Annotated in this window: 6 protein-coding genes and 9 pseudogenes; 6 read left to right on the forward strand and 9 right to left on the reverse strand. The window is 35.1% G+C overall.

All coding sequences use genetic code 11. The annotated features are described in order from the left end of the window. Positions 1-91: 91 nt before the first annotated feature. Positions 92-448 (forward strand): TrbC/VirB2 family protein, encoded by a 357-nt coding sequence (locus tag O1Q06_RS00820; RefSeq protein WP_410542760.1) that lies wholly within the window; start codon positions 92-94, stop codon positions 446-448. Between the two features lie 2 nt (positions 449-450). Here the strand turns inward: O1Q06_RS00820 and O1Q06_RS00825 are convergent, their stop codons facing one another. Both O1Q06_RS00825 and O1Q06_RS00830 read right to left on the reverse strand, forming a co-directional pair. Continuing rightward, positions 451-1,449 (reverse strand): pyruvate dehydrogenase complex E1 component subunit beta, encoded by a 999-nt coding sequence (locus O1Q06_RS00825; RefSeq protein ID WP_410542761.1) that lies wholly within the window; start codon positions 1,447-1,449, stop codon positions 451-453. A gap of 60 nt (positions 1,450-1,509) precedes the next feature. Further along, a pseudogene (locus tag O1Q06_RS00830) lies at positions 1,510-2,099 on the reverse strand (hypothetical protein); the annotation flags it as partial. An 82-nt stretch (positions 2,100-2,181) separates the two neighbouring features. Here O1Q06_RS00830 and O1Q06_RS00835 point away from each other — a divergent pair. Further along, positions 2,182-2,805, forward strand: a pseudogene (locus O1Q06_RS00835) (IS630 family transposase); the annotation flags it as partial. Between the two features lie 198 nt (positions 2,806-3,003). On the opposite strand, the pseudogene O1Q06_RS00840 reads toward O1Q06_RS00835, so the two are convergent. The 6 genes and pseudogenes from O1Q06_RS00840 to O1Q06_RS00865 all read right to left on the reverse strand — a co-directional run bounded on the left by O1Q06_RS00840 (position 3,004) and on the right by O1Q06_RS00865 (position 8,828). Beyond that, positions 3,004-3,863: pseudogene (locus O1Q06_RS00840) on the reverse strand (IS982 family transposase). Positions 3,864-3,884: 21 nt separating this feature from the next. Next, positions 3,885-4,886 (reverse strand): annotated as a pseudogene (locus tag O1Q06_RS00845) (IS630-like element ISWpi10 family transposase). A 290-nt stretch (positions 4,887-5,176) separates the two neighbouring features. After that, on the reverse strand, positions 5,177-6,520 hold the full coding sequence (radA, locus tag O1Q06_RS00850) for a DNA repair protein RadA (protein WP_410542762.1): 1,344 nt from the start codon (positions 6,518-6,520) through the stop codon (positions 5,177-5,179). 66 nt (positions 6,521-6,586) lie between these two features. Next, entirely contained in the window at positions 6,587-7,858 is a 1,272-nt protein-coding gene (locus O1Q06_RS00855; protein ID WP_410542763.1) for an MFS transporter, read from the reverse strand. Positions 7,859-8,234: 376 nt separating this feature from the next. Beyond that, on the reverse strand, positions 8,235-8,552 hold the full coding sequence (locus tag O1Q06_RS00860) for a hypothetical protein (RefSeq protein WP_410542764.1): 318 nt from the start codon (positions 8,550-8,552) through the stop codon (positions 8,235-8,237). A gap of 60 nt (positions 8,553-8,612) precedes the next feature. After that, entirely contained in the window at positions 8,613-8,828 is a 216-nt protein-coding gene (locus O1Q06_RS00865) for a hypothetical protein (protein WP_410542765.1), read from the reverse strand. Positions 8,829-8,985: 157 nt separating this feature from the next. On the opposite strand from O1Q06_RS00865, the pseudogene O1Q06_RS00870 reads away from it, so the two are divergent. From O1Q06_RS00870 to O1Q06_RS00885, 4 pseudogenes are all read left to right on the forward strand, one after another. Beyond that, positions 8,986-9,530 (forward strand): annotated as a pseudogene (locus tag O1Q06_RS00870) (IS982 family transposase); the annotation flags it as partial. Positions 9,531-9,614: 84 nt separating this feature from the next. Further along, positions 9,615-10,616 (forward strand): annotated as a pseudogene (locus O1Q06_RS00875) (IS630-like element ISWpi10 family transposase). Between the two features lie 16 nt (positions 10,617-10,632). Then, positions 10,633-10,956 (forward strand): annotated as a pseudogene (locus O1Q06_RS00880) (transposase); the annotation flags it as partial. Positions 10,957-10,971: 15 nt separating this feature from the next. Next, positions 10,972-11,665 (forward strand): annotated as a pseudogene (locus O1Q06_RS00885) (IS630 family transposase); the annotation flags it as partial. Here the strand turns inward: O1Q06_RS00885 and O1Q06_RS00890 are convergent. Beyond that, positions 11,649-11,903, reverse strand: a pseudogene (locus O1Q06_RS00890) (double zinc ribbon domain-containing protein); the annotation flags it as partial. The pseudogenes O1Q06_RS00885 and O1Q06_RS00890 overlap by 17 nt on opposite strands. Positions 11,904-11,940 lie beyond the last annotated feature (37 nt).

Consider the following 11,940-nt stretch of genomic DNA (forward strand, 5'->3'; position numbering starts at 1 on the left):
CTATGCAATATTGTATAAATCACAATGCTAGTTTTACTAAAAATTATACTATTTTAGATATAATTATAGTATTTAAACTTAAGGTATAGGGATGAACCCTACAATTAGAAAGGTTTTTTGTATTCTACTTATAGTATTATTTATTTCTTTTTCTCATGCTGGAAGTGCTGCTAACTCTAATGACGATACAACTGCTCAAGTAATATGTAATGTTATTGGCTACGTTTGGGGAATAGGTGGACCGCTTATGACCGTAGTGATAATAGGAGCAGCTTTACTTGCAATATTTGGTAGAATGCCGTGGCCTGCTCCTTTCGCCCTCGGTGTATTTTGCGCTGTGTTTTTTGGCGCTAAAACTATTGTCATAAAAGTAATGGGTGGTATAAACTCTACAAATGCCTCTTTTATGGAAGAATGTGGAACGGGAGATAAAAAAAAGAGTCAATAGGACTATTTCTTTCTAAAGCAGACTTGGTGCACAGCTTCAACTATATCTTCCACTTGTGGTAATGCTTTCTTTTCTAGGTTTGCAGCATAAGGTAAGGGGACATCCTTGCCGGTTACCCGTACAACCGGAGCGTCAAGGTAGTCAAATCCTTGTTCCATAACCATGGCTGAGAGTTCTGCTCCTATTCCTGCAAATGGCCAACCCTCTTCTATGCTTACTAATCTATTGGTCTTCTTAATAGAGTTAATAACTGTTTCAGTGTCAAGTGGTCTTAAGGTTCTGAGGTCGATAACTTCAGCTTCTATTCCTTCACTAGAGAGTAAATCTGCTGCATTTAACGCATCCATTAGTTTCAATGAAAAAGCAGTGATAGTTACATCCTTTCCTTCCCGTATAACAGCAGCTTTGCCTATCTCAAGTAGATAATCTTTATTTGATAGCTCAGAGTCAGGAACTTCATGCTCATGTCCATAAGCGATCTCGTTTTCTAGAAATATCACCGGATTAGGGTCACGAATTGCAGCTTTAAGCAGACCTCTGCAATCGGAGGCAAAGTAAGGTGCTATTACTTTCAACCCTGGAACATGCGAATACCAAGATGCAAAGCACTGAGAATGTTGTGCAGCAACTCTTGCTGCAGCTCCATTTGGTCCACGAAATACTATAGGGCATCCAAGTTGTCCACCCGACATATAATTTGTTTTTGCTGCGGAATTTACGATTTGGTCGATAGCCTGCATAGAAAAATTAAAAGTCATAAACTCCACTATTGGCCTAAGTCCAGCAAATGCTGCTCCAACAGCAAGGCCAGCAAATCCATGTTCGGTAATAGGTGTATCAACTACCCTATTTTCTCCGAACTCTTTCAGTAATCCTTTTGTTACTTTATAAGCACCATCATACTCTGCAACTTCTTCACCCATGATAAATACATCAGGGTCATTTTGCATTTCTTCTCTGATTGCCGTGCATAATGCTTCTCTTACACTTAAGCTTGACATTTGTAAATCTGTAAATTTCAACTGAAATAACTATATCAAAATTACCAGGAAGCGCACAAGTTAAGTTTTACAAGCATCATGTTGCATCAAGCCTTGAATACTTACTTCTTTTAATTCAGTAGGTTGCGGTGATAGTGCGTATGTAACTCCACTGACTATTAATGAAGACATCACAGAAGTTGCAATATTGGTAATTGGAAAGCTATACTAAAAGCAACACCTACTGTCAACATGGTTACAAAATTTACAGAAGCAATTTTTAAGAAAGACAGTTGTCCTTTTTCTGTTTTTTCTAGTAATACTTTATTTGCTGTGGTTTTGCTTAATTCACTATTAAGTGTTGTATTCTCGTTTTCCAGATCTTTTATTTTTTGCTTTAGTGATTGATTCTCTTTGCTGAGCTTGCTAAGTTCTTCCAACTTAATCTTATGTTCATTTAAATCATTAGAGTGCTGACCTTTTGTTTTTTCTAATTCACTATTAAGAGTTGTATTTTTACTTTTTAGATCTTGTATTTGTTGTTTTAGTGATTGATTCTCTTCGCTGAGCTTATCAAGTATTTCTAACCGAGTTTCATGTCCAGCTACGTCACTCTTTAATTTTTCTAGTTCTTTCTCAACATGTTTTAATTCTTTACCTGGCTTTTCTAATACCAATTCCCGCTATACAAGCAACGAATAGAAAATAATGGAAAAAAAGCCATACTGAAGTAAGTAAAATAGCGAGGTTTAGATGGCATTAAGATCAAAATTATTGGATGAAAAAGTGGTGAAATCAGCAAAAGAGATGCTGAAGAGAGTAAGAAATAATGCGTATGTTGCAAAAAAACTAAATGCTGTAATTGCAGCAAAAAAGCACAGTATAACAGCTGTAGCAAAAATATGTTACATTTCGAGAAAGGCAATTACTACATGGATAAAGCACATAAAATTTGGAAGAGAAGAAAAATTATTTGCTCCACCTCAACGCCGTAGAAAAACTATATTGAACCAAAGTCAACTTGAACGAATTGAGTTGTGGATAGAAGAAAACCTATTAGAGAAATGAGAATAAGAATCCAAGAAAGATTTGGTTTGAATATCAGCAAATCCGCAATACATCGTAATATGCAAAGAATGAAATTCTCATATATCACACCAAGACCAGTTCATAGTGGACAAGATAAAAACAAGCAAGAGGAGTTTAAAAAAAAACCTCAATGAAACTATTGTCATGCATTCTGAAAAAGAGCTATTTTTCTTCGATGAATCACGGTTTGGTACACATTCGAAAGTTGGACATGGGTGGTTTAAAAAAGGCAGTAGGACACAGGTTAAGGTAAAATTAGGTAGGGAAAATTTTTATCTCTATAACGCTAATTCTGGATTAAAAAGAGAATAGAAAAGTCAGGAGAGTAGGGTAAACTCAACAAATAGAAAAAAATAGATGAGGTTACCCATGGAAGATATAACAAAACTGTTTTGTCTGGTCGATGATTTTTGCAGAGATATAGAGAAAAATTTTGCAGATAAACTACTGCCAAACGGTAAAAAAACTACAAACGCTAATTCTGGATTAAGGAAGGAAGAAAGTATAGGAAATGGAAGGCTTTTTGGATTTCAAGGAATAGGAAATAAGAGTAGAAAAGATGTGAACCAAGAAATTAACGGGAGATCTATGGCGAGTATGTTCAATTTCAAGTCTATTTTTGAGGTAGCCAAAAATCGTCTCAATGATCGACCTTTTTCTCAGCAAAATCTTTTCATGTAGTGAAATTAATGCGTTTTTCATCCCCTTTTTCACCTTGGTAACAAGTTTCAAACCGCGGTTAAACAACTCTTGGAAAAGCTCTTTTTTAATATAGCCTTTATCACCAAACAAAAGACCGGTTAATTTCTTAGTTAGGTTTGCTACAGGCTCTCTATCGTCAACATTACCTCTTGTAAGCGTAAAAGCTTGAATTTCACCTTTCTCGTTAATTATCAAATGTAGTTTAAAGCCGAAAAACCAGCCATATGTACTCTTGCTTAATTTTGCAATTCCAGCAAAAACCTTATTTCTTGATATTCTTTTTGCATGGCAAACTGCAATAGGAGTTGTATCTATGTATGAGATTCCAGTAAGTTCTGACCATCCGCAAAGGCACTGTAATAGCATGGCTAAATGCCACAAAACCCTGGGCTTTAGAGCAACAAACCTAGTGTATGAAGGCAACTTCGAAAACTCTGATTTGTAGAGCAATGTTAGGTAATGCAGGTAGAAAGCCTTAAAATTTTCACAGGGAGATTGCTGATACAGGAGGATTATTGTGATAATTTCCGAATGTGTAATTTCTGGCACTCTTGTGGGTTTTTACCGTTTGGCAGTAGTTTATCTGCAAAATTTTTCTCTATATCTCTGCAAAAATCATCGACCAGACAAAACAGTTTTGTTATATCTTATACCAAATTACATTACTAATCGAACAAATAAGAAACATTACAAACTCGTTTAATAGTAGCACTGGAAATACTGACAATAAAATTACACAGAACATCTTCAAGTAAGCCTATGGTATCGTAGACTCTGTTGCGTAAAGTATTGTGTTTGATATATTGCCACAACCTCTCAACAGGATTCAGTTCTGGTGAATAAGGAGGCAAGTATATAATGGTAATGTTTTTCTGAATTTTCAAACTTTTTGATCTATGCCAGCCTGCACAATCCATTACAAGAAAGGCTTTTTTCGTGCCTAAATCTTTCGACATCTGCTCCAGAAATATATTCATACAATCAGTGTTTACATATGGAGCAAGTAGGCTAATTTTCTTACCACTTCTTGGATTTACCGCACTGTAGATATAGAAATTTTGTCTACCAATTTTCATTTAACCTGCGTTCTGACCCCTTTTTTAAACCATCCGTGTCCGATTTTTGAATGAGTTCCAAATCGTGATTCATCAAAAAAATACCTCCTTTTCAGGGTGGGAATTGACTATTTTATTGAAGTATTTTTTAAACTCTTCTTGCTTGTTTTTATCTTGTTTATGGTGAATTGGCCTCGGTGTTATATAAGAAAACTTCATCCTTTGTATCTCACGATGCACTGTTGATTTGCTAATGTTTAGGCCAAATTCCTCTGAGATTTTTATTTGCACTTCCTTAATAGTAATATTTGGATTTCTTTCTACCCATATTTCAATTTGCTCACGTTGATTTTTGTTTAATTTGCTTTTTCTTCGCCGCTGAGAAGGGGAAAATAATTTTTCTACTCTACCAAATTTTAGATGCTTTATCCATTCAGTCAAAGCAGTCCTTGAAATTTTACATATTCTTGCCACAGCGCTTATACTACTTTCTTTTCCTGCTATCACCGCTTGTAACTTTTTTGAAACATATGCGTTATTTCTGACCTTTTTTAACATTTCTTTCGCCAAATTTACAACTTTTTCGTCTAACAGTTTTGACCTTAATGCCATTTATACCTCTCTATTTTATCTACTCTAGTATCACTTCTTTCCCATTATTGTCTATCTGTTCTTTACATAGTGGGAATTGGTATAAGACGGTAGATGCCAGTTTCTGGGCACTGGCATGACAACGGAGGACAATTTGAATGACACCCATATTTCAAGCAGGTATGATAGTGTCATTCCAGCGCGTGACGCTGGAATCCAGAAAAAAAGAAGCCAGTGTCACCTACTCAGATGACATTATGGAAGCTGGGATGACATCCTTCTCACAAGCAAAATGTTCATGCAGATAATATTTAATTGTGATTGAAGACCTCTTTTAACTCTTTTATATGACCAAGCTTCATTATCTCAATATCATGAGAAGAATAATTGCCATTTTTAGGCATAATCGCTTTTTTAAATCCTAACTTTTGTGCTTCCCTTAATCTGAGATCAGCATGCGAAACATTTCTAATTTCTCCTGAAAGTGCAACCTCACCGCAGATTATTGAAGAAATTGGCAGCGGTAAATTTACTAAACTTGAAATAAGGGAAGCAGCAACAGCAAGGTCAGCTGATGGTTCCTGTATTTTGAGTCCTCCCGCAATGTTTAGGTATACTTCTTTATCATGCAAAAACATTTTACAACGAGCACTTAGAACCGCGATTATCATAGCTAATCTATTAATATCCCAACCAACTACTGCTCTTCTTGGAGTTGCCATATTAGTCCTTGCTATTAATGCTTGCACTTCCATTAAGATTGGTCTTGAGCCTTCAACTCCTGCAAATACGGCGCTGCCAACTACTTCTCTATCATGTACGGTCAAGAATAATGATGATGGATTATCAACAGGCATGAGTCCTGCTTTAGACATCTCAAAAACACCAATTTCATTTGCAGGGCCAAATCTATTTTTAATAGTACGTAAAATGCGATATTGATTACTATTTTCACCCTCAAAATATAGTACTGTATCTACCATATGCTCCAGGGTTTTAGGTCCCGCTATTTGTCCATCTTTCGTTATATGGCCAACTATTAAGAGAGAAACACCATATTGCTTTGCAAGAACAGTCAATTCATGAGCGCAGGTACGGACTTGAGTTACAGTTCCTGGTGCTGATGTGACTTTGCTATCATACATAGTTTGTATAGAATCAATTATCAAGAACTTAATACTTTTATTTTTCCTTATTGTTGCTACTACATCAGTTAAAGATACTGTAGATAAAAGCTTAATTTTAGGTTCATTTATCTTAAGACGATTTGCTCTGAGGCTCACTTGCTCTAAAGATTCCTCGCCAGATACATAAAGACATTCAAAAGAGGAAAGTTGTACAACATTAGCTGCAATCCTAAGCAAAAGAGTAGATTTTCCAATTCCAGGTTCACCACCAATTAAAATGCTAGCACCTTGAACGATACCTCCACCAAAAACTCTATCTAACTCTTCTATTCCTGTTAAAAAACGATCGGGGGTAATAATTTCACTATCTGATAACGCTTTTATTGAAATTGGTGCAGATGTACTTCTCGTTTCTGTTTTTAGTACTATTTCTTCGACAACCGTATCCCAACTGTCACATGCAATACACCTTCCTACCCACCTTCCAGTGCTATGACCGCAGAATTGACATACGTATGCAGTTTTCATAAAAGCCAAAATTATAATTGTAATAAAAATTAGCTAAATAAGTGAAATAAATTTAAATAGAGAAAATTACCAATCACACTTTTTATCTTGTGGTTTTATTTGCAATATTGCTACTAAGCTGACTAATAAGCAAAAAATTACATAAAGCCCAGCAGCAAAGTCTATTTGAGGAAACATTATAGTAAACCAAGTGCATATCATAGGAGTAAATCCTCCATGCAAGGCAAAAGAGATGTTGCGTGATAAGCTAACACCACTAAATCTAACATTAGTAGGAAAAAGCTCAGCAGTAACTATCCCTATAGGATTAATACCCCTCTCGATTATAGAAAGAGCCATAACACTCAACATGATTATAAGATAGCTTTTATAGTAATATGCAATAGATAACATAGGACAACATAATACCATTGTTATCACTATAAATAAGATTGCAGTGCGTTCTCTTCCTGTTTTATCAGCTAAAATTCCAAGCACTATTGAAGATATCGGCATTAATATGCTGGTTATAATGAGTACAACTTCGTTGACATACGTTGTTACATAAGTTTCAACAGACACTATTTCTTTTGCAATTGTTCTAAGAAATATGGTAAATCCAACAGCAACATTAACAGGTACAGATATTAAAATTGCAAGTATCAGGGCTCTCTTATAGCGTTTTGTAAGCTCTATTATTGGTAAATTAGGTAAATTTCTTTGTTCTCGATTTTTTTCATACGCTGGAGTTTCTCCTAGTGTATATATACTATATGCGCTTATTAATCCTAAAATGGCTGAAAAAATAAACGGCAGCCTCCAACCCCAAGCGTTAAAATCAGTGGTTTTTTTACAAATGATCACTGCAACCACAGAGAGCAATATGCCAATGGAGCGACCAAAACTTATTATTCCAAAAAACATTCCTAGTTTTTTCTTATTAGGTAAATGCTCTATGAGATAAACAGAGCTACCTCCTTGCTCAGCGCCAAGTGCAACCCCTTGTATCAGATGGATTGTAAGAAGCAACATAGTAGAGGTTATTCCTATTTTACTATAACTTGGAATAAACGCAACGAGACTAGAAGGAATCGATATTAGCAAGATAGCAATCGTTAACGCCATTCTCCTTCCATACCTATCACCAATGTGACCAAATACAGATGCACCAAGTGGTCTTACCATAGCGCCCAGTCCTGCAATTCCAAACAATTGCAATATGCTGTAGTAGATATCTTTTGCATAACAAAATTCTCTACTAATTATATTAACCAGATCAATAAAGAGCATATGGTCATACCATATTGCGATTCTACAGAGTATTGTTGCAATCAATACTCTTGTTTGTTGATTGTACACTTAGTTTAATTTATAAATGTCTACTTATTTTTATTTTGGCTGCTTTTTAGAACTTTGCAACTCAAGCGTATGGCTTATATGTAAATATTATTAAAATTGGAACTTGCATAATCAGCCAGTCTGAGATCAAATAAGAAAATCTGGTCATGCGCTGGAATGACATGGTGGAATGTCCTTCTTGTCATTCCAGTGCTCCTTTTCTTGTCATCCCAGTGCTCCGACACTGGGATGACACCTCTCTTAAATTACTTTAGCTACAAATATCAAGAAATTTACTAAATAGAAAAAGGTAAAAGAAGCCCTAATTGTTATCTACTTTTCAGAGTCAGCTATTTAGCTCACTCTGAAGAGTAGGAAAAAGCTATATGTTCTGTCCTTAGGTATTTGGTTGTTCAGTAGCAACATCTTCCAAATTTGTAGAAATAGCTCTTCTTATTAAAGCCGTTGACAATGCAGCACCAGCTCCAGCTCCAATTGCAGCTGCAGTTGTAGTCATAAGACCAGATCTTAATGACTCTCCAAGTTCCATATTTGTTCCAACTATGCTTCTAACTATTTTGTTAATTAACATTGGTGTACCTACTGCTAAAGCTGCTGATAACCCAGCCGTTGATTCACTTATTGAGTCTACTACTCTTTGTCTTGCTTCTCTTGATGTAATATTTCTTCCGTATGTCATTGATTCTGATAACATAATGGCTGGTATAGATAGTAATCCTCCAAGTGTTGCCCCAACAATTTTACCTACTTCTGATTATTTAAGACGAGCTCTTGAGCCTATCATTGCAAATATCGTAAGTGTTGCTGCAAATATCACTTTTCTTAGTTCCTTTCTTAACTCTCTATTTAGTTCTTCTTCCCTAGATGCTATAAATCTTGTTCTAGACTGCATAACTTGTCCACACATTTTATTAATTTGTAACATATGTGCTACTTGTCCATAAATATCATCAATTTCTTGTTGCGTCATCGGACGTCTGCGCCCTAATTCTTGTGAAGTTTTCCCTCCGATACTTTTGACAGCATCTTCTAAGTCTAATAACGCTAATTCTGGATTAAAAAGAGAATAGAAAAGTCAGGAGAGTAGGGTAAACTCAACAAATAGAAAAAAATAGATGAGGTTACCCATGGAAGATATAACAAAACTGTTTTGTCTGGTCGATGATTTTTGCAGAGATATAGAGAAAAATTTTGCAGATAAACTACTGCCAAACGGTAAAAACCCACAAGAGTGCCAGAAATTACACATTCGGAAATTATCACAATAATCCTCCTGTATCAGCAATCTCCCTGTGAAAATTTTAAGGCTTTCTACCTGCATTACCTAACATTGCTCTACAAATCAGAGTTTTCGAAGTTGCCTTCATACACTAGGTTTGTTGCTCTAAAGCCCAGGGTTTTGTGGCATTTAGCCATGCTATTACAGTGCCTTTGCGGATGGTCAGAACTTACTGGAATCTCATACATAGATACAACTCCTATTGCAGTTTGCCATGCAAAAAGAATATCAAGAAATAAGGTTTTTGCTGGAATTGCAAAATTAAGCAAGAGTACATATGGCTGGTTTTTCGGCTTTAAACTACATTTGATAATTAACGAGAAAGGTGAAATTCAAGCTTTTACGCTTACAAGAGGTAATGTTGACGATAGAGAGCCTGTAGCAAACCTAACTAATACCAATTCCCACTATGCAAAGAACAGATAGACAATAATGGGAAAGAAGTGATACTAGAGTAGATAAAATAGAGAGGTATAAATGGCATTAAGGTCAAAACTGTTAGACGAAAAAGTTGTAAATTTGGCGAAAGAAATGTTAAAAAAGGTCAGAAATAACGCATATGTTTCAAAAAAGTTACAAGCGGTGATAGCAGGAAAAGAAAGTAGTATAAGCGCTGTGGCAAGAATATGTAAAATTTCAAGGACTGCTTTGACTGAATGGATAAAGCATCTAAAATTTGGTAGAGTAGAAAAATTATTTTCCCCTTCTCAGCGGCGAAGAAAAAGCAAATTAAACAAAAATCAACGTGAGCAAATTGAAATATGGGTAGAAAGAAATCCAAATATTACTATTAAGGAAGTGCAAATAAAAATCTCAGAGGAATTTGGCCTAAACATTAGCAAATCAACAGTGCATCGTGAGATACAAAGGATGAAGTTTTCTTATATAACACCGAGGCCAATTCACCATAAACAAGATAAAAACAAGCAAGAAGAGTTTAAAAAATACTTCAATAAAATAGTCAATTCCCACCCTGAAAAGGAGGTATTTTTTTGATGAATCACGATTTGGAACTCATTCAAAAATCGGACACGGATGGTTTAAAAAAGGGGTCAGAACGCAGGTTAAATGAAAATTGGTAGACAAAATTTCTATATCTACAGTGCGGTAAATCCAAGAAGTGGTAAGAAAATTAGCCTACTTGCTCCATATGTAAACACTGATTGTATGAATATATTTCTGGAGCAGATGTCGAAAGATTTAGGCACGAAAAAAGCCTTTCTTGTAATGGATTGTGCAGGCTGGCATAGATCAAAAAGTTTGAAAATTCAGAAAAACATTACCATTATATACTTGCCTCCTTATTCACCAGAACTGAATCCTGTTGAGAGGTTGTGGCAATATATCAAACACAATACTTTACGCAACAGAGTCTACGATACCATAGGCTTACTTGAAGATGTTCTGTGTAATTTTATTGTCAGTATTTCCAGTGCTACTATTAAACGAGTTTGTAATGTTTCTTATTTGTTCGATTAGTAATGGAATTTGGTATCAGAAATTAACCGGTCTTTTGTTTGGTGATAAAGGCTATATTAAAAAAGAGCTTTTCCAAGAGTTGTTTAACCGCGGTTTGAAACTTGTTACCAAGGTGAAAAAGGGGATGAAAAACACATTAATTTCACTACATGAAAAGATTTTGCTGAGAAAAAGGTCGATCATTGAGACGATTTTTGGCTACCTCAAAAATAGACTTGAAATTGAACATACTCGCCATAGATCTCCCGTTAATTTCTTGGTTCACATCTTTTCTACTCTCATTTCCTATTCCTTGAAATCCAAAAAGCCTTCCATTTCCTATACTTTCTTCCTTCCTTAATCCAGAATTAGCGTTATTAGAGAAATGAGAATAAGAATCCAAGAAAGATTTGGTTTGAATATCAGCAAATCCGCAATACATCGTAATATGCAAAGAATGAAATTCTCATATATCACACCAAGACCAGTTCATAGTGGACAAGATAAAAACAAGCAAGAGGAGTTTAAAAAAAAACCTCAATGAAACTATTGTCATGCATTCTGAAAAAGAGCTATTTTTCTTCGATGAATCACGGTTTGGTACACATTCGAAAGTTGGACATGGGTGGTTTAAAAAAGGCAGTAGGACACAGGTTAAGGTAAAATTAGGTAGGGAAAATTTTTATCTCTATAGTACAGTTAATCCCAGAAATGGAGAGAATTTTAGCTTATTTGCACCAAACGTCAACACTGATTGTATAAATATATTCCTTGAACAGATGTCGCAATATTTAGGAATACGAAAGGCTTTTCTCTTGATGGATTGCGCTAGTTGGCATAAGTCAAAAAATTTAAAGGCACCTAAAAATATCGAAATTATATACCTACCACCATACTCACCTGAACTCAATCCTGTTGAGAGGTTTTGGTTATATATAAAACAGAACATTTTACGCAATAAAATCTACGATACAATTGTTCTGCTTGAATGCGCTTTGTGTAAATTTATTACCTCTCTTTCCCCTTCCACGGTTAAACAACTCTGCTATGCTTCTTATTTGGTTCATTAATAATGAGAATTGGTATTAATACTTTAAATGGTGAAGGGTTACTGATGCATCTACCACATGTATCAATGTTATCTGGAATTACTACACCACAAACATTACAGTAATGCTTAGTTAAAAAATTGATTTTTTTATTGCATTCACTACATAAATCATAACTTTTATCAATTATACGTTCACAACTTACGCATACGTTTGGAAATATGAGATCTGTAGCTTTTTTTAATAAGAGAAGATTCATGAATTAAATATGTTAGGTATACCTTTTAAAATGCTCC

Origin of the sequence: Wolbachia endosymbiont of Tetranychus urticae (genome assembly GCF_046529255.1) — a bacterium.
Classification (GTDB): Bacteria; Pseudomonadota; Alphaproteobacteria; order Rickettsiales; family Anaplasmataceae; genus Wolbachia.

Excerpts from the sequence above, each read along its gene's own strand:
- O1Q06_RS00860 (WP_410542764.1), bottom strand. The coding sequence starts at position 8,552 with ATGTTATCAGAATCAATGACATACGGAAGAAATATTACATCAAGAGAA.
- O1Q06_RS00820 (WP_410542760.1), top strand. The coding sequence starts at position 92 with ATGAACCCTACAATTAGAAAGGTTTTTTGTATTCTACTTATAGTATTA.
- radA (WP_410542762.1), bottom strand. The coding sequence starts at position 6,520 with ATGAAAACTGCATACGTATGTCAATTCTGCGGTCATAGCACTGGAAGG.
- O1Q06_RS00865 (WP_410542765.1), bottom strand. The coding sequence starts at position 8,828 with ATGACGCAACAAGAAATTGATGATATTTATGGACAAGTAGCACATATG.
- O1Q06_RS00825 (WP_410542761.1), bottom strand. The coding sequence starts at position 1,449 with ATGTCAAGCTTAAGTGTAAGAGAAGCATTATGCACGGCAATCAGAGAA.